This is a genomic window from Rhizobium pantanalense (assembly GCF_030182525.1).
Lineage (GTDB): Bacteria > Pseudomonadota > Alphaproteobacteria > Rhizobiales > Rhizobiaceae > Rhizobium.
Map to the genome: position 1 here is coordinate 86,973 of NZ_JAQJCH010000011.1, position 22,150 is coordinate 109,122.

The 22,150-nt window shown below is 58.0% G+C and carries 18 protein-coding genes; 11 read left to right on the forward strand and 7 right to left on the reverse strand.

Features of this window, described 5'->3' with window-relative positions:
* Positions 1–19: 19 nt before the first annotated feature.
* From dhaL to PH558_RS26045, 3 genes are read right to left on the reverse strand one after another with little or no spacing between them, the layout of a single operon-like run.
* The gene (gene dhaL / locus PH558_RS26035; RefSeq protein ID WP_013984746.1) at positions 20–661 is read right to left on the reverse strand and encodes a dihydroxyacetone kinase subunit DhaL; all 642 of its coding nucleotides are present in this window, start codon (positions 659–661) and stop codon (positions 20–22) included.
* A gap of 10 nt (positions 662–671) precedes the next feature.
* Positions 672–1,664 carry a dihydroxyacetone kinase subunit DhaK gene (locus PH558_RS26040; protein ID WP_179613257.1) on the reverse strand — a complete coding sequence of 331 codons (993 nt, stop codon included), beginning with the start codon at positions 1,662–1,664 and terminating at the stop codon, positions 672–674.
* A gap of 21 nt (positions 1,665–1,685) precedes the next feature.
* Positions 1,686–2,537, reverse strand: coding sequence for a sugar phosphate isomerase/epimerase family protein (locus PH558_RS26045; RefSeq protein WP_179613258.1), 852 nt, complete (start codon positions 2,535–2,537; stop codon positions 1,686–1,688).
* Between the two features lie 230 nt (positions 2,538–2,767).
* On the opposite strand from PH558_RS26045, the gene PH558_RS26050 reads away from it, so the two are divergent.
* Positions 2,768–3,697 carry a LysR substrate-binding domain-containing protein gene (locus PH558_RS26050; protein WP_004130046.1) on the forward strand — a complete coding sequence of 310 codons (930 nt, stop codon included), beginning with the start codon at positions 2,768–2,770 and terminating at the stop codon, positions 3,695–3,697.
* A 71-nt stretch (positions 3,698–3,768) separates the two neighbouring features.
* Here the strand turns inward: PH558_RS26050 and PH558_RS26055 are convergent, their stop codons facing one another.
* On the reverse strand, positions 3,769–4,617 hold the full coding sequence (locus PH558_RS26055) for an alpha/beta fold hydrolase (RefSeq protein WP_179613259.1): 849 nt from the start codon (positions 4,615–4,617) through the stop codon (positions 3,769–3,771).
* Positions 4,614–5,582, reverse strand: a complete 969-nt coding sequence (locus PH558_RS26060) for an NAD(P)-dependent oxidoreductase (RefSeq protein ID WP_285166304.1) — start codon at positions 5,580–5,582, stop codon at positions 4,614–4,616. Before PH558_RS26060 ends, PH558_RS26055 begins: the two co-directional genes overlap by 4 nt.
* A 394-nt stretch (positions 5,583–5,976) precedes the next feature.
* On the opposite strand from PH558_RS26060, the gene PH558_RS26065 reads away from it, so the two are divergent.
* From PH558_RS26065 to PH558_RS26075, 3 genes are all read left to right on the forward strand, one after another.
* Complete coding sequence (locus tag PH558_RS26065) at positions 5,977–6,993, forward strand: TRAP transporter substrate-binding protein (protein ID WP_179613261.1); 1,017 nt, start codon at positions 5,977–5,979, stop codon at positions 6,991–6,993.
* Positions 6,994–7,002: 9 nt separating this feature from the next.
* Complete coding sequence (locus tag PH558_RS26070; protein ID WP_028003112.1) at positions 7,003–8,868, forward strand: TRAP transporter large permease; 1,866 nt, start codon at positions 7,003–7,005, stop codon at positions 8,866–8,868.
* A gap of 614 nt (positions 8,869–9,482) precedes the next feature.
* Positions 9,483–10,481 (forward strand): MBL fold metallo-hydrolase, encoded by a 999-nt coding sequence (locus PH558_RS26075; RefSeq protein WP_004130059.1) that lies wholly within the window; start codon positions 9,483–9,485, stop codon positions 10,479–10,481.
* A 177-nt stretch (positions 10,482–10,658) separates the two neighbouring features.
* On the opposite strand, the gene PH558_RS26080 is transcribed toward PH558_RS26075, so the two are convergent.
* On the reverse strand, positions 10,659–10,916 hold the full coding sequence (locus PH558_RS26080) for a hypothetical protein (protein WP_041678048.1): 258 nt from the start codon (positions 10,914–10,916) through the stop codon (positions 10,659–10,661).
* Between the two features lie 253 nt (positions 10,917–11,169).
* Between PH558_RS26080 and PH558_RS26085 the strand changes: the two genes are divergently transcribed.
* Positions 11,170–11,499 carry a hypothetical protein gene (locus PH558_RS26085; RefSeq protein ID WP_004130061.1) on the forward strand — a complete coding sequence of 110 codons (330 nt, stop codon included), beginning with the start codon at positions 11,170–11,172 and terminating at the stop codon, positions 11,497–11,499.
* Between the two features lie 19 nt (positions 11,500–11,518).
* Here PH558_RS26085 and PH558_RS26090 read toward each other — a convergent pair whose 3' ends face one another.
* Positions 11,519–13,963: a beta-glucosidase gene (locus tag PH558_RS26090; RefSeq protein ID WP_179613320.1), complete on the reverse strand. Its 2,445-nt coding sequence runs from the start codon at positions 13,961–13,963 to the stop codon at positions 11,519–11,521.
* Positions 13,964–14,422: 459 nt separating this feature from the next.
* Between PH558_RS26090 and PH558_RS26095 the strand changes: the two genes are divergently transcribed.
* The 6 genes from PH558_RS26095 (at position 14,423) to PH558_RS26120 (ending at position 22,034) form a co-directional block, all read left to right on the forward strand.
* On the forward strand, positions 14,423–16,939 hold the full coding sequence (locus PH558_RS26095) for a methyl-accepting chemotaxis protein (protein ID WP_015341915.1): 2,517 nt from the start codon (positions 14,423–14,425) through the stop codon (positions 16,937–16,939).
* A gap of 84 nt (positions 16,940–17,023) precedes the next feature.
* Positions 17,024–17,917, forward strand: a complete 894-nt coding sequence (locus PH558_RS26100; RefSeq protein ID WP_015341914.1) for an MBL fold metallo-hydrolase — start codon at positions 17,024–17,026, stop codon at positions 17,915–17,917.
* 12 nt (positions 17,918–17,929) lie between these two features.
* Positions 17,930–19,054 (forward strand): zinc-dependent alcohol dehydrogenase family protein, encoded by a 1,125-nt coding sequence (locus PH558_RS26105; RefSeq protein WP_013984731.1) that lies wholly within the window; start codon positions 17,930–17,932, stop codon positions 19,052–19,054.
* A gap of 21 nt (positions 19,055–19,075) precedes the next feature.
* On the forward strand, positions 19,076–19,852 hold the full coding sequence (locus tag PH558_RS26110) for an N-acyl homoserine lactonase family protein (RefSeq protein WP_179613262.1): 777 nt from the start codon (positions 19,076–19,078) through the stop codon (positions 19,850–19,852).
* 151 nt (positions 19,853–20,003) lie between these two features.
* Positions 20,004–20,693: a GntR family transcriptional regulator gene (locus tag PH558_RS26115; RefSeq protein ID WP_004130085.1), complete on the forward strand. Its 690-nt coding sequence runs from the start codon at positions 20,004–20,006 to the stop codon at positions 20,691–20,693.
* A 108-nt stretch (positions 20,694–20,801) separates the two neighbouring features.
* Positions 20,802–22,034 carry an alpha/beta fold hydrolase gene (locus PH558_RS26120; protein ID WP_015341911.1) on the forward strand — a complete coding sequence of 411 codons (1,233 nt, stop codon included), beginning with the start codon at positions 20,802–20,804 and terminating at the stop codon, positions 22,032–22,034.
* Positions 22,035–22,150 lie beyond the last annotated feature (116 nt).

A 22,150-nucleotide genomic window follows, 5' to 3' on the forward strand; every position in this document is an offset into this window, starting at 1 on the left:
CGCTCAAGAAGCGATGACACTATTGAAGCCTATTACGGGTTCCCTCAGACAACTCCTTGAGGATCAGCGCGCAAGACGTCGCACCAGCATCCAGCACGCCGAGCGATCGTTCGCCCAGCCTGCTGGCTCGGCCGATCCGCGCGATCAAGTTCACCGTCGAATCGCGGCCACTTTCGGCTGCCGCAACGAGGAGTTCCAATGCCTCGTCGAAGGATTTTCCTTCTGATGTCGCATTGTCAAAAGCTTCAACAGCAGGCACCAACGTGTCAAGCAATGTCTTGTCGCCGACTTTGGCCGAACCAATTTGTTGAATACCCGTCAAGCCAGCATGCAGCATTCGGCTGAACGTCTTGTTGTCGATCTGGTCGACCTGATCGATCTGCTGGGCAAACTCGGTGAACATCACACCGTAAAGCGGACCCATAGATCCGCCGATCTCGGTCATCAGGACTGTTCCGAGGGTCTCAAGCGCTTTTGCGAGCGATAGCTCCTTGCCGCGTATCCGGTCGGCCACTAAACCGAAACCTTTCGCCATATTTATTCCGTGATCGCCGTCGCCAATCTTGCCGTCGATCTCGCTGAGGTAGGCGCGGTTATCGATGATCGCTCTTGCCATGGAGACTACGATTTCTCCGGCTGCCGCGTTATTCATTTTTTGCATTGTTCCCTCCTTAAAGCGTCGCCGCGCAGCGAACCTCGACCTCCAGTAGCGACTTTAGCTCTTCATCGAGCGCCATGACCGTCAAAGTCGCTCCAACCATCTCAAGAGACGTGAAGTAGTTACCAACATACGCTTTGTGGATCCTGAGGCCGCGGCCGGAGATTTCCTCCTCGACGGTGTCGAAGAGAATGTAAAGTTCGTTCAGCGGTGTCGCGCCAAGGCCAGATACCAGTACGGCCACTTCTGTCCCCGAGCCGAGATCATGATCATCCAGCACGATCTGGCACATATCCTTGGCGACCTCTGATGCGCTCTTGAGCGCTTCTACTCGCACGCCCGGCTCGCCATGATGGCCGATACCGACTTCAATGGTGCCAAGCTCGATCTGGAAGTTCGGATGTCCGACCGCTGGAAGAGTGCACGGCCCCAATCCGACACCGACCGAGCGGCAATTGTCGATGGCCTTCTGTGCTGCGTCACGAACCTCGGATAGGCTGGCGCCCATCGACGCTTTCGCTCCGCCGACCTTCCACATGAAGATCTCTCCGGCAACGCCTCGGCGCTTCTCCCGCTCCTCGGCGGAGGCGGAGCACACGTCATCGTTCGCAACCACCGTGGCAACCTCGATGCCGTCCTTCGCGGCGAGTTTCATCGCCATTTTCACGTTCATGTTGTCTCCGGCATAATTTCCGTAGAGGACAACGACGCCGTTTCCACCATTCGCTTCGCGTATGGCATCATGAAAGCTCTTTGCCGTTGGCGACGAAAACAGCTCGCCGACCGCGACCGCGTCGAGCATGTTGCGGCCTATATAGCCAATGAAGGCAGGCTCGTGTCCGGAGCCACCTCCAGTTACGACACCCACTTTTCCTTGCGCGGGCCGGTCAATCGCCGTCACCACGCGTTGGTTTTCGGCGAGGCGCACGATGTCTCGGTGTGCCTTCACAAAGCCCCTGATGGTATCTTCCACGACCTCATCGCGGTTGTTTACAAAACGTTGCACTGCGTCCTCCTCCAGACACGGTCATTGATTGTGGTTGAGCGCTCGCCGGACGACCTTGAGCGACCGAGCCAGCGAGTCCTCGATCGTTGACAGCGGCACGGGATCTTGGCGGCGAACGGGCTGCGCCTGCCGATTGCGATGCAGTCTCAAGGGAAGTTCAATACTGACCGGGAGGCTGTCGAGCTTTGCGATTGCAGCCAGGAGGCGCTCGCACCCGACCTTGCCGTCGCCGATATCGCAGAAAAACCAACCTTCGTCGGTTTCACGGACATCCTTGATATGGGCGTGCGCCGATTCCGGCAGCGCCAGGATTCCATCACCTGCGAGATCGTCCATGTCCGGTCGATGTGACGCCGTGTTTGCAGCGTCGTAATTTAGCTTTAGAAAGGGCGATCCGAATTCCTCAACAAGGGAAATACCGTCCCGCGCGGTGTTGATCAGGCTATCGCTGCCGTCTCCTGGGTTTTCCAGGCCAACGATGATATCAAAGGCTTCCGCTCTTCTCAGTATGGTTTCGACGTTGCGACGGAATGTTGCCTCTCTTTGTCGGGCGGCCGCGTTGGTGGCAATAACCTTGGCTCCAATCGCCGCGGCGAATGCCATGCGGCCCGTGAACACTTCGACCGAATCTTCGAAACCGAGGTCGATGTGCGACGACATTGCATGACACGAGAGCCCCGAAGACCTAAGCGCGCTGCGCCAACTGTTCATCTCGGAAGGTGTGAAGGCGGTCTCATCGAAGGGTTCTGTATATCCAACGATAAAGGCCGGCTCGAAATGGGTGAACCCGAGGGTTGCCGCGCTCTCCAGTGCGGCCTCTCTGCTATGCCCGTCGTACGGCGCGCCGGACACGGAGATCACCCGTTCAGCCATGCATTCCTCCCTTAGCAAAGAACGGCGCAAAGGCCGTTCCGAAGGGCAAAGTGTTAAAAACGCTTCATCCGGACAAGCGAATTCCATCGGTCAATGCATGAATGCATCTCAACAAATGCATCATTTGCGTTAAATTTCCTCATGGAATATAGAGGAAGGGCGTCCTCCAGCGTGCTGAATGTCTCAAGTAGGAAAGGTGGCGAGGCACGCATAAACGGGGAGGAGGGGTGATGAGCGCGTTGGAGTTTCCTTCGCTGCGATCGCTACAGGTGTTGGAAGCTGTCGCACGTCTTGGATCTTTTGGAAAAGCCGCCGAGGAACTAAGCATCAGCCCCTCGGCCGTGAGCCATCAAATGGCCGCGCTGGATTCGGAGCTCGGAATTGCTTTATTTCATCGCTCCGGGCGTTCAATCATGCTGACTGACGCGGGAAGGGCTTACGCTGAAGAGATCAGCGCCTCCTTTCGAAGGATCGAGAGCGCCACTCGCAATTTCACGAAGAAGGGCAAAAGTGACATTCTGAATATCCATTCGGTTGTCAGTCTCGCTTCGCAGTGGCTCATGCCTCGCCTCGCCCGGTTTAGCGCCCGCTATCCGGAGATCGATCTTCGACTGCACGCTTCTGGTGACCCGGCCGAGCTCAGGACCGGCAACGTCGATATAGACATCCGCTACGGAACGCAGCCCGTGGAGGTTGGCATCGCCGTCGAGCCCTTCCCGCCCGAGCCAATAGTGGTCCTGTGCGCCCCATCGTTGGTCGAGGGCGCAAACGGAATACGCTCACCGCAGGATCTCGCCAGATTTCCGCTCATCCACTCCGAAGTGAACCTCTATCGCTGGCAGGATTGGGCCGACGACCACGGTGTGAGGCTCAACATGGATCGGGGGCTGCGTTTCGATAGATCTTTCATGTCCATCAATGCGGCCGCGGATGGACTTGGCGTTTGCCTGGAAAGCCTCATACTCGTCCGGCAAGATCTGAAAAGCGGGAGGCTCGTTGCGCCGTTTGGCCTGGAAGGCCCCAGCATCAATTGCCATAGTCTCGTGTACTTACGGTCCAGGGCAAGAACGCCAAAGATCGCTCTGTTCAAACGTTGGATCGAAGAGACCCTGGCTGGCGACGCGGTTTCTGCGAGTGAGATCGACGTCGGCGGGAGGTGAGTTATGCGCAATCAGGGTCGGTGATGCGCGACTGGCGGATCAGACGCGCATCCCCGACGTCAGGCAGTGGTTTAGCCGAAGAATTTCCCGAGTTCGTTCGCTATGAATTCGGGAGCTTCTTCCGCAACCCAGTGACCCGAGCCCGGGATCAATCCGCCTCGAACGTCACTTGCCACCCGCTGCAGTGATTCCATCGTCTCCATGCCGCGGCCAAAACCACTGTCTCCGCCCAGGGCGAGGACCGGCATTTCGAGCTTGCCATCCCTCTCGAGGAATAACTCGTTGTCTTTGACGTCGGTTGGAAAGCCCCGATAATAGGCGAGAAGTGTGCGCAGGCCACCCGGTTTCAGGTAGGTACGGAAATACTCATTCTTGTCTTCCTGAGATAGCACGTTTGCCCGGCTGCCGTAATTGTCAAACAACCATTCCAGATAGATATGCTCGCGACCGCCGAACATCGCTTCCGGCAAATCCGGCGTCCTGAAGAAAGGGTGGTGCCAACGGCGGCCGCCTTGCGACATGTCCGCTCCATCGCCAGGAATGGTAACGTCCAGGATCGCGAGCTTGCTAACAGCCCCCCGGTGCTGCGCGGCCAGGGCAAACGCCACCGGGCCGCCCCAGTCGTGTCCCACAAGATTGAAGCGATCGATCTTCAGATGTTCAGAAAGAAGCTCCCACACGTCCTCGGCAATCGTTTTCTTGTCGTACCCATCGGCGGGCCGGGAAGTGTCGCCGAGGCCCCGCAGGTCCGGCGCGATGATCGCGTACGTGTCCGCGAGGAAGGGGATCACGTGCCGCCATTCGTGCGAACTCTGCGGCACCCCGTGAAGGAGAACCAGCGGCTCACCGGATCCTGCGGTCAGGTAGTGCATGGTGATGCCGGACAGTCGCGCGTAATTGCTTTTGATCTCGGCACTCACTTCTTTGCCTCCTTCTGGCCCGCGGTCATTCCCCGATACGCACGAATGACCTGACTGTCATCTGCCGAGCCTGACCCCTGCCCAGACGCGGCAAGGAAGAACTGATGCGCAACGGAGGCGAGCGGCAGGGCGGCCCTGGCAGAGGAGCCGGCGGCAAGCACGATACCGAGATCTTTCACAAAAATGTCTACCGCGCTCGTTACCTCAGGGTCTTCCAGAAGCATCCGCTGGCCACGATCGTTGAGCATCCAGCTGGCGGCCGCCGAGCCGGACACGATCTCGAGTACCGTTGAGGTGTCGAGGCCAGCCCTTTCGGCGAGCGACAGCGCCTCAGCCGCTGCCGCCAAGTGTACGCCGCACAGCAACTGGTTGACTGCTTTGGCAACCGATGCCTGGCCAGGCCGCTCTCCGAGATAATAGATCTTGGAGCCGAGCACGTCGAAAAGATTGCGGCTCATCTCATAGGTTTGCCTGTCGCCAGCCACCATGATGGAGAGCGACGCGTCGCGCGCTCCGGCGACGCCGCCGGAAACAGGCGCATCCAGAAACCGGTGACCGCGAGCAATAACGGCCTCGGCGAGCTGTTCAACCTCGCCGGGAGGGCATGTTGACATCAGGACGACGACGCTGGCCCTGGTTGAATTTGCCAGGGCGCCCCGTTCGAAGAGGGCTTGGTGCGCCTGGTCGATGTTGACTACCATCAACATCAAGACGTCGGTCTCGCTGGCCGCTTCCGTAGCGTCTGGATAGGCAGTCCCGCCACTGTCAGCGAAGCTTCTTAGAGCATTCTCCGAGATGTCAAACCCCTTGACCCTGAAGCCGCTTTTTAGGAGATGCGACGCCATCGGCAATCCCATCGAGCCGAGACCGATAAAACCGATTGTTTGTTTTCCCGGTCCTCGTGCCGGGCTCGGCTTTGTTTCTAAAGCTTGGTGCAATTCCGGTCTCCTCCGCGATACTGGCACGTCATAGGCCGGCACATCCCACCGGAGTGCCATGCTCGCATGCAAAGCGGTTAGCATGGCGGCTTCCTCCACATCAAAAGAGTTTGCGCAAAAAACATGTGACCTGGATTCATGTTGCCTGGCGCGTTCTCCTAGAAAAACTTTGCCTCCATCGCGGGTCACGCCGAACTCGCCTGAGTTCAACTCACCATTGGCCGGAGGCAATTCATTTGCGGACGTTTGGCGCAAGCGCCTAATTTACGTCCAGCCGCACAGCGGGAGGCTTCCGGCTTCAGCGACATCAGTCCAAGGTCTAAGCAACCTGCACGAAACTGAGGACGCTTACGAGGAGAGCGCCTGCGCTGGAGGCTCCTAAAAACATCGACATAGATCAACACGGTTAGAGGAGGAACCAATGATCAGAATGAATCGCCGTACCCTTATTATGAGTTCCGTGGCGATGACCGCCGCGCTTGCGGCACCGCGCATCATGCGTGCGAGTTCGCCTGAATTCTCGTTTAAATTCGCCAACATCATGCCGGTTGATCATCCGCTCAACACGCGGATGACCGAGGCTTCCGACAAGATCAGCCAGCAGACAGACGGCCGCGTGAGCATTCAAGTGTTCCCCGCGAGCCAGCTCGGCACCGATGCTGATATGCTCAGCCAGCTTCGATCAGGTGGCCTGGACCTTCTTGCGCAGACAGGCCTCATCGCAGCGACACTCGTCCCGCCGGCGGCCATCACCGGTGTAGGATTTGCCTACCCCGACTACGCGCAGGTGTGGAAGTCGGTGGATGGTGAGCTCGGCCGGAGCATCCGGACGGCTTTTGAGAAGGTCAACCTGATCGCCTTCGAGAAGATGTGGGACAACGGCTTTCGGCAGACGACCTCGATCGGGAAACCGATCAAGTCGCCCGAGGACCTCAAGGGCTTCAAGATCCGCGTCCCTCCTGCGCCGCTCTGGACATCGCTTTTCAAGTCTCTCGGCGCCTCGCCGACGTCGATTCCATGGGGCGAAACTTATTCCGCACTCCAGACCCACGTCGCCGACGGTCTCGAAAACCCGCTCGCTGGCATTTACTTTGCCAAGATGTACGAGGTTCAAAAGTATCTCTCCCGGACCAACCATATGTGGGACGGCTTCTGGATTCTCGCCAATCGGGACAACTTCGAGATGCTGCCTGAGGACTTGCGTGACATTGTCGTCACCGAGATCAATCGCTCGGCTATCGTGCAACGCGCTGATGTCGAAAAGCTGAATTCCGAACTCCAGGCAGAGCTGACGAGCAAGGGTCTTGAATTTATCGACGTCGATGTTTCCAAGTTCCGCGCGACGCTGCAAGCTTCGTCGTTCTACTCCGATTGGAAGGGGCGTTTTGGCGAGGAAGCATGGGCGTTGCTGGAGTCTACCTCGGGCAAATTGATCTGAGGCGTTGACATGGCTACTTCTGAAAATGTCAGCCCCCCGGTGATCGGCGCGTGGCCAGTCCTGGCGAAAGCTGAAACGCGCCTGGTGCGCCTGATTGAATTGATCGCCGCAGCACTTGTTGTTGTCGAGGTACTCGTGCTGTCGGCGGGCGTCTTCGCCCGCTATGCATGGGGCGAGCCGCTCATCTGGTCGGATGAGCTCGCCTCCATGTTGTTCCTCTGGCTTTCGATCGTGGGCGCGGTCCTCGCTTTTCACCGCGGACAGCACATGAGGATGGGCGTTATCGCGGACGCGATGCCGCCCGTCGTAAGGGCAAGACTGGAGGTGGCTGCACTTGTCTTTTGCCTTTCGGTCTGCGTGCTTCTTCTGCCCAAGGCCACGGCCTACGCTCTTCATGAAGTTCCGGTCGTCACTCCCGCGATGGAAGTGTCGGTCGCATGGCGTTCTTTTGGTCTTCCGATCGGACTTGGCCTGATGCTTATCCTTGGCGTGACCAATGCCCTTCAGCGCATCACGCTGAGCGATTTCCTGATCGGGGTCCTTGTAGCCGCATGCTTGATAGGGTTGGCGATTGCGGCGAAACCGTTGATCATGGCGATGGGCAACTGGAACCTCGTGCTTTTCTTCGTAGTCTTCATCGCACTAGGTGTGCTGAGCGGCGTACCAATCGCGTTCGTGTTCGCTCTCGCTGCCATCAGTTATGTGGCTCTGGGTACGAGCCGTCCGATAAGCGTGATCGCGGGTCGGCTTGATGAGGGAATGTCGCATCTTCTCCTCCTAGCGGTCCCGCTGTTCGTGTTGCTGGGTATGCTGATGGAGGTTACGGGCATGGCAAAAGCGATGCTGAACTTCCTGGCGTCCTTGCTCGGACATGTCAGAGGCGGCCTGTGTTACGTCCTCGTCGCGGCAATGTATCTGGTGTCTGGGATATCGGGTTCGAAGACCGCCGACATGGCTGCTGTCGCCCCGGCACTGTTCCCGGAGATGAAAGCGAGAGGATCAAAGCCCGGCGATCTCGTGGCCCTGCTTGCGGCTACGGGTGCGCAGACGGAGACGATCCCGCCGAGCCTCGTATTGATCACCATCGGATCGGTTACGAGCGTATCGATTTCTGCCCTGTTCATAGGCGGTCTTTTGCCGGCGTTCGTCTGCGGATTGATGCTTTGCGTTGTCGTCTGGTGGCGCTATCGCAACGAGGACATGTCGGGTTTTCGCAAGCCGCCAGCCAGGGAGATCTTTCGCACATTCCTGATTGCGCTTCCGGCTTTGGCCCTACCTTTTATCATCCGTACAGCGGTTGTCGAAGGCGTTGCTACCGCCACGGAAGTCTCGACAATCGGCATTGCCTACTCGCTGCTGGCAGGCCTCCTCATTTACCGCCGGTTCGACTGGAAGCGGGTGGGTCCGATGCTGGTGGAAACGGCGGTCTTGTCCGGAGCCATCCTTTTCATCATCGCGGCGGCAACGGCTGTGGCCTGGTGCCTGACTCAATCGGGTTTTTCGCGGGGGCTGGTTCAGACGATGGCGGGTCTACCCGGAGGAGCGCCGATCTTTATGATCGTGTCGATCGTCGCGTTCATTGTGCTCGGTAGCGTGCTGGAAGGCATTCCCGCGGTGGTTCTGTTCGCACCCCTGGTATTTCCGATCGCCAAGGGATTAGGGATCCACGACGTGCACTATTCGATCGTGGTCATTCTCGCCATGGGAGTGGGCTTGTTCCTCCCGCCGTTCGGCGTCGGTTATTATGCCGCCTGTGCAATCGGCCGTGTGAACCCAGTGGAAGGCATAAAGCCGCTGTGGGGGTACATGATCGCCCTGCTTCTCGGGCTTGCGATCGTCGCAGCGGTGCCCTGGATCTCGATCGGCTTCCTATGACGTGCGACCGTAGGCGGCCGGTAGAGAAGTCGGCCATTCTACGGTCGTAACCATGTCGGATAAGGCGGAATGCCGGGCTGGCAACGCGCTTCAGAAGCATGCTGCTGGCTCCGCAATATGCCCGGGAAGAAATGTAGCGCCCACCCGAAGATCGTTACGTCCTCGCGGTTTTCCGTGGCTTCTTCCTCAGGAGCGGTGCGCTCTTCGAGGGAAGAGGTAACATCTATCCTCCGACCGCTTAATGAACACCGTTGGCGACCTGACGCAGAGCCACTCACATAACAATGAGGCAGCCAAGGCGATCCACGATAATCTTGCCGATATTCGGATGCGAGCCGCGTCCCGCAGTCAGGGAGCCAAGAGTTCTTTCGAACTCACCGAAAGCCAACGAGATCTGATGGCCGGACCAACGCGGTACCCCGAAACCGGTTGTTTCGATTGATGAATCGCAGGTCCGAGCGAGATCATTTGTTGAGCGATGCTCATTGAAATGGACTCGCAATTCAATTGTCCTAGACCTGCCACTTGATACCTTTCCGATGCAGACAAAGCCGAAATCCGTCGCAAGACAAGCGCGGTCTGCAGACGCATTTTTACAGATGGGGAGGAGTGAAATGGGAAATGAACGTTTCGAGATCGACCGCCGCAACTTACTATTGGCAGGGGGAGCTGCTTTGAGTGGAGCCGTTTTGGGTGCGAACAGTGTAGCGGCTCACGCTGGGGCGAGCCCCGTTTCCGGGGCACAAGCTCCGGACTTTTATCGATTTGCCATTGGGGACGCCCAGGTAACCATCGTATCAGATGGCCCACTTCCGCTCGGCGACCCGACACAAAGCTTTCTCGGCGTCCCAGCCGACGAGATAAGATCCATGCTAAACCACAGCTTCCTGCCCACGGATGAGGTCGTTCTCGCTCAGAACGCACCTGTCGTAAACATCGGTGGCAAGCTGATTTTGTTCGACACGGGGATGGGATCGCTTAAGCAATTTGGCCCGACGACTGGCCGTCTCAAGTCTTGCTTGGCCGCCGCGAATATTGCGCTGGAAGATATTGACGCTGTCGTCTGTTCGCATGCTCATTGGGACCACGTCGGCGGAATCTGGGGCGACGACGGGAAACCAACGTTTCCAAATGCCCAGGTGTACATCAGCCAAACCGACTACGATTTCTGGACCGACGAGAAAAAACTTGGAGGCGATCTCAACGGTCTAGTTAAAGCCGCGATCCACAACCTCAAACCCGTGCGGGACCGCATGGTTTTTTTCCAGGACGAACAAGAGTTTCTTCCTGGTATTCATGCCATTAGCGCTCCTGGACACACACTCGGCCATAGCTGCTTTATGATTGAGTCAGCAGGAAAGACAATGTGCTATGGCGGCGACCTCACTCATCATCCTGTGCTTCTGTTCGAAAAGCCTTTGATGGAATTTGCGTTCGATACCGATCCCAAACTGTCAGCTCAATCGCGTGTGCGCATTCTGAAAATGCTGGCCTCCAATAGAATACCCTTCATGTCCTACCACTTCCCATGGCCGGGCTACGGGCACGTTGGCATAGCGGGAGAGGGCTTCGCGTATTTTCCTGAGCCACTACATCTTAGCCTGTTGGACTGAGTGGTAGAGAAGGGCGCGAGGGCAATGCCTTCGCGTCAATCCTATCCGGAGGGCAGTCGAACGAAATCATCACATGGCGGAAGTTACGCAACAAGCAATGTGCGCCTTCATCGCGTTGCTAGACATCAAGTCACGCGGGAACGCCAACTGAAATCAAGAGCGATCGGCGGACCGCACCTAAAGGCCATTCCTGATCGGAAACATATCCTCGCCGTAGTGGTGAAGCCTTGTGTGATGCCGTCGGCATAACCAGCGCACCTTTAAAGGGTCGTCGTATTGATCATGATGGGCGTCGACCGTTTCAATCCCGCAGACCTCACATGTTTGCTTTTCCAGCTCGCCTGCCTTTACGGCTCGCTGTACAGCAAGATGAGCATCATATTTCGCTGGATTAGCACGGCGCCAATTTGCTTGGCGGGTGTCGGTTTTCAGCATCGCCGCATCCTGTGCCTGTAATTTTGCGCTCTCGACCGATAGATACCTGGAGAGGGCTGCAGGCTCAAGTTTCCGCACAGAGCGACGGCGTCTGTCCGTGGCTCCGCGTCCGAAAACAAGATTTCGCATTGCCAGGAATGATCAGGGTTGGGCCATCGAGATCCAAGTTTGCTGTCCGCAATCTTCGCACGGTGGATACGATATCGCTCGTGTCGATCGGTGCTCCCGATCGTAGCGCGCTGGATGACTAAGCTTGAAATTTCTGCTCGATACATATGTCCTGAAGGAGATCGGTCGAGCCGAACTGCACGAGAATGTGGCAGCCCTCGATACGATTGACGATTCCGATCTCGCGACAAGCGTGAGCTCAGTTCGAGAGACTGCGAAAGGCATCAAAAAAATTGTAGGACCGACGCTGTCGCGAACGTGTCCGCCAACGCTTCCGACGCCATCTTCGCCGCCTATGAAGGTCGGTATCCTTCCTGTCGATGACAATATCGCCCGTCTTGAGCCATTCTTTCACTCATTCACCGAGCTTCACCGCACTGCGCTCATTTTAGGACTCAACCACCACCAAACGTAGTCTTTGATTCTCTGCACGATTAGAGCGCTAAGACAGCGCCCTTTTGCGTGACAGTTCCACTCAAACGGATGTCGGTGGCCGAGAACCCAGCCATAACTGCAAATCCCCCCGTCTCTATCCGCCAGCACCGCTCGGTCGTGTCGAAGAAGGCAAATGTTCGGGCGTCAAGAATGAAACTGAGCCTTCGTTTCTCACCGGGTTCCAGGGCGATTTTCGAGAAGGCTTTCAGTTCTTTGACCGGTCTGGGTACAGATGCTTCAACATCGCCGACATAGATTTGCACCACTGCCGAACCTGGCCGCTCGCTGACGTTGGTCAATCCCAGTGTCACTGTCACCGCGCCGGCAGCATCCGGCAGCCCTACCGTCAGGTCTGACATCGCAAAGCTTGAATAACCAAGACCATGACCGAAGGGGAACAGTGGCTTAATGTCCTGGCGATCGTAGTGCCGATATCCAACGAACACACCTTCGTCATATCGCACATGGCCATTCTTGCCTGGATAGACCGCGTCATCCTCGGTATGTGTGGGATTGTCAGCCCAGCGCACGGGGAAGGTCTGTGCCAGTCGGCCCGAGGGCTCGGCCTTGCCGAGGAGGACATCGGCGATCGCGTTGCCAGCTTCCTGGCCGGGATACCAGCATTGCAGTACTGCACGAGCACTGGAAAGCCAGGGCATTTCCACCGGTCCACCAGTTTGCAGGACGACAATCGTGTTCGGATTGGCCGCAATTACCGCCTCAACAAGCCGGTCCTGCAGACCAGGAAGCGCAATGCCGCGGAGATCGGAGCCCTCGGTATCCCAGTCGCCCGTTCTGCCCACGAAGACTACCGCATGATCAGCCTTCGCGGCGACGGCTGCTGCCTCGGCAATCTCCGCTTCGGCCGAAAACCTGCCTATTCCTACCCGAATTGCGGCGATATAGAGGTTGACGTGATCGTGCCGGGCGTACTCGGCGACGACCTCGTATTTACGGCCGGCTTCGAGCGTGATTTCACCCACGACCTCCTCGCAGCCTTCTTCAAAGAATGTGGTACCACGTGTCCAGGAAGCCCAGGCGTCCACCACAAGCCTGCCGTCCACATAGACACGGCCAAGCCCCGCCGAGGTCAGGCCGACGCGATAGCCGCCGGCTTCTGAGGCTGTGAAGACGGTGCGCATTCGGGCGGAAAAGCGATGCGGATCGACGGTGCCCCCGGCCACGGGGGGCAACCATACACCGAGGCTCGACGGTTCCTCGATAACCTTCACGGGCTCGCCAGCAAGCTCCCTCCCTTGGAAAAATTCGAAGGTTGTCGGGTTTTCGATCAGCGGCTGAAACCGATAGTTGCTGCAACCTTGAGCGTAGAACACGTTCTCCTCACCCAGGGCGTCCGCCAGCCCCTGCCACGGACTGACGACATAGTGGGGGCTCAACTGCGCCGAGCCGCCTCCCATAATCTGCGCGATCTTGGCATTGGGTCCAATGATGGCGACCGTACCTTGCTGAGCCAATGGCAGGATGCCGTCATTCTGTAGCAGAACTGCGCTTTCCGCTCCCGCGCGCCTGATGAGTGCCCTATGTTCCGGCCGATCAATGGCGTACTCCTTAAACTCGCGATGATCGTTGATTGCGCCGGTGCGTTCCATCAGGGTCAGGATATTGTGCACACAGGCGCGGACGGTCTCGACACTTACCTCGCCCGCGTCGATCGCCGCCAGAAGCTTGGAGCCGCGGTCGCGGGTCGGGCCCGGCATCTCCAAATCCAGCCCAGCATTCACGGTGGGTGCGGTCGAACGCGAGCCGAACCAGTCCGACATCACCACGCCGTTAAAACCCCAGCCACCGCGCAGTACCTCGTTCAACAGCCAATGGCTTTCCGCCGTGTAAGTACCGTTTAGTTTGTTATATGAAGACATCACGGCCCAGACCTTTGCCCGCTTCACCGCCGCCTCAAAGGGTATTAGGTAGACTTCGCGCAGAGTGCGTTCATCGATATCTGAAGAGATGGTTGTACGTTCGATCTCGGACTCGTTGCCAGCGAAATGTTTTATCGTGGCACCCACTTTCTTGGACTGCAGACCTTCGATATAGCCGACGGCAAGTTCCGCCGTCAGTATCGGATCCTCAGAGAAACACTCAAAGTTTCGGCCGTTTGTGACGCTGCGCTGGATGTTAACGGTCGGCGCCAGCGAGACATGGGCCCCTTTGGAAAGAACCTCGTCACCTAGCGCACTGCCGATTTCCCTGGCTAGGTCCGGGTTCCAACTCGCTCCGATGGCAATGCCTACCGGGAAAGCCGCTGCAGTCACACCCCCGACAAAAGACCCCGCCCCGCGGGCGCCGTTGGGGCCGTCCGTCAAGCGCAATCTCCCTATCCCTAGGCGGTCGATGGGCGGTAAAGACCAGAACGTATCGCCGGAAAGTAGCGAGACCTGCTCGGCCAAGGTCATATTATCGAGCAATGCTCTCGTATCAGTCATCTTCTCTGCTTCCTCAATCTCAACACTTACCGTTCCCAGATCGGGCATCTCGATATGCATATTGGGAAAGCTGGTGAGGTCGGCGTCATCCGTGGAGCCGTCCATCCATGAGAAGGACCCGTTTGTTCCCCAAGGCGCCGTCACCACGACGACGACATGTTCGCAGTCTTCACATGGCCGAGATGCCGTCACCGCTTTCCACTGAAAACAAGGACATCGCGGTTTGATCGATGTAAGCGGTGAAAGTTGTGCCGGCTGCGGCATCGCCGGTTCTGGAGTTATTCCTGCGCAAGTTCGCGAGACAATTTGATAACCTAAACATGCTTTATCAGACAATCTGTTGACAGACAATCCTCAGTCGCGCAGCCTCGTGTCGTCATTGATGATTCGATGCTTCCATCGGAGGCGGATCCCGATTGATGAAGCTTCTTCACCGCCTATGGACAAGGATGGACCACAATGGACAGGCTGTTGTCCCGTTTCCGGCTACAGACAAAAGTAATCATTTTCGTACTGCCTTTCATAATCAGTATTTGCGCGGTGGGGTTTTTGGGGCACTACGCCGCGGGTCTCCTACAAAGCCGCCTGGAAACCTCAAGCCAGGTGATGCAGGTGCTCTCGGGTTTCCGTGACGTCTCCGCCTCGATGAGAGAGTTTCTCGACGAGGCGTCGGAAGAAAGGCGCGATCGCGTGAAGGCTGACCTGCTCGCGCAGCAATCGCATCTGCAGGCTTTGGTGACGAATGCCGGAGCTACGGCGGAAAGCGAAGGCCTCCAGTCGGCAAACGCGATTATGCTGGACGTGGTGAACAATTTTGGTTCTCTCTGGAGCATCCATGAAAGCGAAGAGAAACTGATAAGCTCGATCGCCAATCATTCTGAATCGCTGGTTTGGTCGCAGAATGAAATGCTCAGGCTAGCAGACGAGTTAAGGAAGTCCGGCGAGCAGTCCGAGGGCGCCGCCAAATCGATGTTGCGCGATGCCGACAGGGTGACAGGCTATGCAACCTTCTTCCTTGATCTTGCCGCGGGCTACCAATCCGCCGGAACGACCGAGCTGAAACTCAAATATTTGGGCGGCAAAGTGGGCGAGTTGCGTCGGAGCGCCCGAAATCTGCGGGCTTCCTTGCCATCGGACGCCACAAAACTGTCGAGCTCGGTCGATGGCGCGGTGAAAAGCGTAACACAACTTCTGTCGCAGGGCGCTTCATCGGACAACACCGTAGGCCTCGACACCGCAATGTCCGCGTTCAAGGAAATCTCCGTCGCGATTAACGCGGTAGCGAACCAGCAAACAAAGAAAGCAATCGTCGAGTTCGCAGGTCTCGACCAACATTTGGCGAAGATCAGCAGCGCCTTGGACGGCAGCCGAAGACTTTCAGACTCCAGCTATCTCATCAGGATAAACCTAGCGCGCTTCATAGCCGACCCTACCGAACAAAACCGTGCGCAGCTCGTCCAGAACTTTGACAGAACGAAGAAGGAGATATTGGACATCTGGAGTGCCGCTTCCGACCTCGACCTTTTCAAGGCAGTCCAGAATACGGTGCCGCCGGCGGTAGAGGGTATGACGCAAGACAGTGCGAAGCTCGTCGAGATCTCGGAAGTGAGGCGTGCGCAATATAGGCAAACGACAGACCAGTTGAACACCATATGGGGCCACCTCACGACGTTTGCCGACGCCCAGCGCGCAAGAGCCATTGAAGAGACGGCTTACGCGAATGGCATTGGCCTCATCACGACATTTGCCGGCGTCCTCGTCGCACTTCTCGCTGGCTTCGGGATGATTGCGACTTTCAAAAAACCTGTTGTCCAGTTGACCGACGACATGCGGCGTTTGGCGGAAGGGGACCTTGACATTGAGATCGGCGGTTCTGAGCGCGCTGATGAGCTCGGAGAAATGGCCCGGGCGCTCTGTGTCTTCAGGGAGAATGCCGCGAGGAAGATCGAGATCGAGAACGACGCGGATCGTCAACGATCGGCTTCCGAAGCTGAACGTCGGCACAACGAGGCGGAGAAAGCCGAGATCGACAAACAGATCGGCGACGCCGTCGACAGTCTTGCCGCTGGGCTGGAGAGGTTATCCAACGGTGATGTTTCGAGCACGATCGATCAACCGTTCTCCGGGCGGCTGGAACAATTGCGACGGGACTTCAACAATTCGTTGCTGCGTTTGCAGGCGACGATGTCGGAACTTCGCGGCAACATCGTGCTCATTCGGCAAAATGCAGACAACCTCAGCAGTGGCGCCGATGATCTCTCCCGCCGCAGCGAGCGTCAAGCCGCGTCGTTGGAGGAGACCGCGGCCGCTGTTCATCAACTCACCGCGACGGTGCGTTCCTCGACAGAGCAGGCACAAGCCGCAGCCCAGCTGGTAAAAGAAACCAAGCAGGCCGCGGATGCGTCTGCTTCAGTGGTCACGAACGCGGTTGACGCTATGGGACGAATAGAAGCGGCTTCCGGGCGCATTTCGCAAATCATCGGCGTCATCGACGAGATTGCCTTCCAGACCAATCTCCTGGCACTCAATGCCGGTGTCGAGGCCGCGAGAGCTGGAGAAGCGGGGCAGGGCTTCGCTGTCGTGGCCCAGGAAGTCAGGGAACTTGCCCAGCGGTCGGCTCTAGCCGCCCAGGAAATCAAGGAACTCATAGCAAGATCAAGCGAGGAAGTCGCCTCGGGATCGCGATTGGTGAACGAGGCGGGCAAGGTGCTGATTGCGATATCGTCGAATGTTGCCGGAATTTCCGAAAGGGTTGAGCTTATCGCTGCGGCGAGCAGGGACCAGGCGGCTTCGCTTATCGAAGTGAACCAGGCCGTTGGCGAGATCGATGACAGCACCCAGCGAAACGCTGCCATCGCCGAGCAAGCCCACGCCGCCACCCAGGAACTCACAAAAGAGACCCAGCGGCTGATGCAGCAGATCGAACAGTTCAACATCGGCAGGCCAAGGGGTCACGTGCTTTCGATCGTTTCCTGACTTCGTAGACAATCACCACTATTGTGTTGACAGATTTTCATACAATCTGTCAAATGGTGCAGCCAATCTGGGAGGATAAGCGGCGTGCTCAATGACCAAGCGCATCAGACTAAGTTGCCCTATTTCTATCCGTTCAAGTTCGGAAGCGGCGAAATAACGGTACTTTCGGACGGACCGTTGGAATTGGGCGACCCACGGGAGAATTTCCTCGGGGTCGACGCAGCCACGGTGACGGAAATGCTCGACAGGAACTTCCTGTCCAGTTCGTCGGTGACCCTCGAGCAGAACATCCCGCTGGTCAAAATCAACGGAAAGACCATCCTGTTCGACACCGGGATGGGGACGTCGAAGATTTTCGGGCCGACGACCGGTCGCCTGCTGAAGAGCATGCAGGAGGCAGGGATCGACACTTTGGAAGTCGATGCCGTGGTGTTGTCCCACGCACACATCGACCACACCGGCGGACTTTGCGATCAGGACGGCAAGCTTAATTTTCCCAACGCGGAGATCTTCATAAGCGAAAGCGACTTCGATGACTGGACCGACGGAGGCAAGCTTGATGACGGTTTCAAGGCCCAGGTGGAAAATGCCCGGAGGAACCTTCTTCCACACCGTGATCGGATAACGCATTTCGTGGACGGTCAGGAGTTTCTGCCGGGCGTGCAGGCAGTGCACGCTCCAGGCCACACCTTGGGCCACTTCTGCTTCCTCATGCAGTCGGGCAACGATCGGCTCTGCTTCCTCGGCGATCTGACCCATCATCATATCCTGCTGATGGAACGCCCGTGGATGGAGTTCAAGTACGATACCGATCCCAAGCTCTCGGCGCGGTCGCGCACACGGGTGCTGGATATGCTCGCGACAGACCGCATACCAGTGATGTCCTATCACTTTGCGTGGCCCGGGCTCGGCAACGTCGCCCGGGAGGGGGAAGGCTTCCGCTACGTACCCGCCGCCATGCAGATGCTCTCGAGATAGGAATACGCGACAATGCAGATGAAATCAGTCATTCTCCGAGAGTCAGGGCTTCCCAAGCCGTATGCAAGTTCGCGGCCTCTCAGTGTCGAGACCGTCGACCTGGCGCCTCCGGGCAATCTTGAGGTCCTGGTCAAAATCAAGGCCGCTGGTGTGTGCCACTCCGACCTGTCGGCGATAAATGGCGACCGCCCCCGTCCATTGCCTGTCGCGTTGGGGCATGAAGCGTCCGGCATTGTCGAAGAAATCGGACCCGGTGTGGATACAGTGAAGGTTGGCGATCACGTCGTGATGTCGTTCCTGCCCATCTGCGGACACTGCGATTACTGCGCGGGAGGACGCGCAAGCCTCTGTGAGCCGGGCTATCGCGCAAACGCCGCCGGGACATTGTTGAACGGTAGCAAGCATATCCGTCTTCGGGGCTACGATATCAACCATCACAGCGGCGTATCGGCGTTTTCGGAATACGCGGTCGTGTCGGCGCACTCGGTCGTCAAGATCACCAAAGACGTGGACGTCACCATGGCGGCCTTGTTCGGATGCGCCGTGATGACAGGCGTCGGTGCCGTCGTAAATACATGTGGCGTGAAGCCGGGGCAGTCGGTCGCCGTCATCGGCCTGGGAGGCGTGGGGTTGTCGGCCGTCCTCGGAGCGGTGGCTAGCGGGGCAAGCGAGATCGTCGCCATCGATTTGATGCCGGAGAAGCTTGAGTTGGCTAAGGCGCTGGGCGCGACGCGTACCTTCCTGGCAACCACGCCGGATGTCATCGGCGAGGTCAAGGAAGCGACCCGCGGGGGAGTGGACTACGCCATCGAGATGGCAGGGTCGAGCAAAGCGTTCGAAACCGCGTATGGCATTACGCGGCGCGGCGGCACGACGGCCACAGCGGGTCTGGCGAACGTGAACACCAAATTCGAGATCTCGCCGCTTCCTCTTGTCGGGGAAGAACGCGTCATCAAAGGCAGCTACATGGGGTCCTGCGTACCTTCGCGCGATGTTCCCCGCTATATCGACCTGTTCCTCAAGGGTAGGTTGCCCGTGGAGAGACTGTTGTCCAGCACTGGCCCGCTTGAGGAAATCAACGAGGCCTTCGACCGGTTAGACCGTGGCGAGGTGATCCGGCATCTGCTGGTTCCTTAAGCCTGCGGAAGGAGCGAGAATTTGACCGACTGGAAAGTCCTGGCGATACATTACGGCACTGCGGTTCGGCCCGTTGGCGAACTCGGCCTGGAAGCAGGAGATCCCCACGACGCCCCGGGCAGGATCGAGTATTTCGTTTGGTTGATCCGCCATGGTGAACGTCTGATCCTGGTTGACACCGGGTTTAGCCCGCAGGAGGCTGAAAGGCGCGGGAGGACCATGTTGATCCATCCGGTCGAGGCGCTTCGCCAGCTCGGGATTTCCGCATCGTCCATTACCGACGTCGTCATCACGCATCTTCACTATGATCACGCGGGAAACCTTGCGGACTTCCCCGAAGCCCTGTTCCACTTGCAGGATCGGGAGATGGCCTACGGTACAGGACGATGCATGTGCCATGATCGTCTTCGGCGTCCCTTTGCGGTGGACGCCGTAGTCGATGCGGTCCGCCTGACGTTTTCCGGCAGGGTGTGCTTCCACGACGGGAACGGCGAGATTATGGAGGGGCTCACTATCCATCTCGTCGGCGGTCATTCTAGGGGCCTTCAGGTCGTGAGGCTGGACGATGGCAATGACGTCGTCGTTATCGCATCGGACGCACTCCATTTTCAACGCTATCTAGCGCATGACGACGTCTTTCCGCTTTTCGCCGATTACGCCGACGTACTGGAGGGATACCGAACTCTCCGTGAGCTTTCAGGACCGTCCGGAGTACTCGTTCCAGGCCACGATCCCGCAGTCCTGACGAGTTTCCCATCGCTGTCACCGGATCTCGCATTTGCAAAGGTTCTACGGTAATGGGGACGCATGGAATGTCCGGTAAGAGGCCAGGCGTGGGTGTTCTTCGTTTTCGTCAGACAATCGGGTTGTCTCATCGGGATAACCCACCATATAGTACCATGACTTGCGCGGCCGGTTCCGGCCTTGGTAAAACGGACTTTTGGATCCTATGGGTGATATGGATTTACAGATTGCACGGCAGAGTGCCACTTTGCGCACTCAGGTAGAGGATAAACTGCGGCAGGCGATATCCAGCGGCCGTTTCAAGCCGGGTCAGCGCCTCGTTGAGCGAGAACTCTGCGAGTCGATCGGTGTCGGACGAACATCAATCCGCGAGGCGCTTCGACAACTCGAGGCCGAGGGCCTCATTACCAGCTATCCGCACCGCGGCCCCGTCGTCAGCACTATCACTTACGAAGAAGCCGCTCAGCTTTACAGCGTCAGGGCTTTGCTCGAGAGCTATGCTGGAAAGGAATTCGCTGAAAACGGAACCGCCCAGGATATCCACACACTCAATGAGGCGGTTGCTGAGTTTGCGGAAGCCGCGGCAAACGGCGCCGGTAGCAGGCTCATCAAGGCGAAAACCGCGTTTTACGACTGCCTGATGCAAGGGAGCGGAAACGTCTTCGTCAAGCAAATGCTGACATCGCTCCACAATCGGGTGACGCTGCTGCGCATGACGTCGATGACGCAGCCGGGGCGCTTGAACCACAGTGTGGAAGAGATAAAGGAGATCGCTGCGGCCATTACCGACCGAAACGGACCGAAAGCCGCCGCAGCCTGCAAGTACCACATCGATATGGCGGCTAAGGTCGCGTTGGACTACCTGCGTAAAACCTCTGAAAACCACGGCGATTGAAGAAGCGGCATTAGCCGGTATTGACAGATTGTCTGATAATCTGCTTATTCGAAGTCATGGCGCTGCCGACGCGTGCGGCCTGGCGCTCGCTCGAACAGGGAGGTTGCTTTGGGCATTTTTAATGAATTGCGGTCCCGCATGTCGGAGGCTCTTGGGGATCAGGAATTGCCCCGGCTCACTCCGGACCTGACGATAAAGATCGCCTTCTACGTCGGCGATCAGGTGATCGCCCTCGATTTCGCTGAAGGCGGCGCGGAGATCTCGGGGGAAAGCAGTGCCCCCCAGGTGACAGTGAGGGCCACCACGGACGCCTGGGATCAGGTTCTGATGACGCCGCCGCCGGCGACCTTTCACTCCTTCACGGCGTTGCAGCTTGCAAATCCTCTCTTCGAGATCGCCGGCTCACCGCTCGACCTCGCGAAAGCACGCCCGGCTCTCGAACGGGTGTTCGAGCTCGTCGTCACGTCCCCCGAGATGACAGCGGAGCGTGCGCAACGCGACCTGCGTCAAATTCGGGGGCAGTATGCCGTCGTCAATATCGATGACGTCCCCCATGAAATATATTACGAAGAAGCAGGTGAGGGGGTGCCGGTCCTGTTTCTTCACACCGCCGGAGCAGATAGCCGCCAATTCATGCCTCAGCTGGCGGACACCGAGCTTGCGAAAAGCTACAGGCTGATCGCGGTTGACCTACCATTCCACGGTCGGTCCATGCCGCCGCTGACGTGGGACGGAGCACCCTACAAGCTCACGGCATCGCTCTACCTGAAATGGTGCACGGCCATTCTCGAACAGGTGGTTCGCGAAAAGGCGATTGTCGCGGGTGGGTCCATGGGCGCGGCAATGTCGCTGGTTCTCGCGGCGGAACGGCCGGAGCATATCCTCGGGATCGTAGCGATCGAGCCACCTTTCCGCTCCAAGGGACGACGGAACCCATACCAGCACAACGTAAACGTACACGGCTCACTTCATAACTCGGCATATGTCAGAGGGATCATGAGCCCACTGAGCCCCGCAGGGGAGCGCAGGAGGTCAAGCTGGATCTATTCGCAGGGAGCACCCGGAGTTTACCCAGGCGATCTTTCCTTCTACAGCGACGAGTTCGACGGAGCAGTGACAGCTCCCCGTATTGACCCATCACGCACCCCGGTGGCGCTGCTCTCGGGCGACTATGACTACTCAGCCACGCCGGCCGACGGTGCCAAGCTCGCCGAACTTATTCCAGGATGCCTCCACCTCGTTATGGGCGGACTAGGTCACTTTCCAATGTGCGAACACCCGAACTTCTTCCGGAGCTATCTTGTCAAAGGGCTCGATTTCGTACGGCACGCCGCTCGCTGAGCGGTTGGATTGACTCTCGTCGCCCGGTGCAGCCGCCGGGCGATCGCATGCGAAAGCGGGCGGGCGCATACCGAGGCTTTGCAATTGGCGTCCCGGCGATGACACGGCCGGCATCG

What these genes read in the sequence shown, in the direction of transcription:
- PH558_RS26050 (WP_004130046.1), top strand. Translation starts at nt 2,768, where the DNA reads ATGAGCGCGTTGGAGTTTCCTTCGCTGCGATCGCTACAGGTGTTGGAA.
- PH558_RS26115 (WP_004130085.1), top strand. Translation starts at nt 20,004, where the DNA reads ATGGGTGATATGGATTTACAGATTGCACGGCAGAGTGCCACTTTGCGC.
- PH558_RS26095 (WP_015341915.1), top strand. Translation starts at nt 14,423, where the DNA reads ATGGACAGGCTGTTGTCCCGTTTCCGGCTACAGACAAAAGTAATCATT.
- PH558_RS26075 (WP_004130059.1), top strand. Translation starts at nt 9,483, where the DNA reads ATGGGAAATGAACGTTTCGAGATCGACCGCCGCAACTTACTATTGGCA.
- PH558_RS26105 (WP_013984731.1), top strand. Translation starts at nt 17,930, where the DNA reads ATGCAGATGAAATCAGTCATTCTCCGAGAGTCAGGGCTTCCCAAGCCG.
- PH558_RS26070 (WP_028003112.1), top strand. Translation starts at nt 7,003, where the DNA reads ATGGCTACTTCTGAAAATGTCAGCCCCCCGGTGATCGGCGCGTGGCCA.
- PH558_RS26080 (WP_041678048.1), bottom strand. Translation starts at nt 10,916, where the DNA reads ATGCTGAAAACCGACACCCGCCAAGCAAATTGGCGCCGTGCTAATCCA.
- dhaL (WP_013984746.1), bottom strand. Translation starts at nt 661, where the DNA reads ATGCAAAAAATGAATAACGCGGCAGCCGGAGAAATCGTAGTCTCCATG.
- PH558_RS26090 (WP_179613320.1), bottom strand. Translation starts at nt 13,963, where the DNA reads ATGACTGATACGAGAGCATTGCTCGATAATATGACCTTGGCCGAGCAG.
- PH558_RS26045 (WP_179613258.1), bottom strand. Translation starts at nt 2,537, where the DNA reads ATGGCTGAACGGGTGATCTCCGTGTCCGGCGCGCCGTACGACGGGCAT.
- PH558_RS26065 (WP_179613261.1), top strand. Translation starts at nt 5,977, where the DNA reads ATGATCAGAATGAATCGCCGTACCCTTATTATGAGTTCCGTGGCGATG.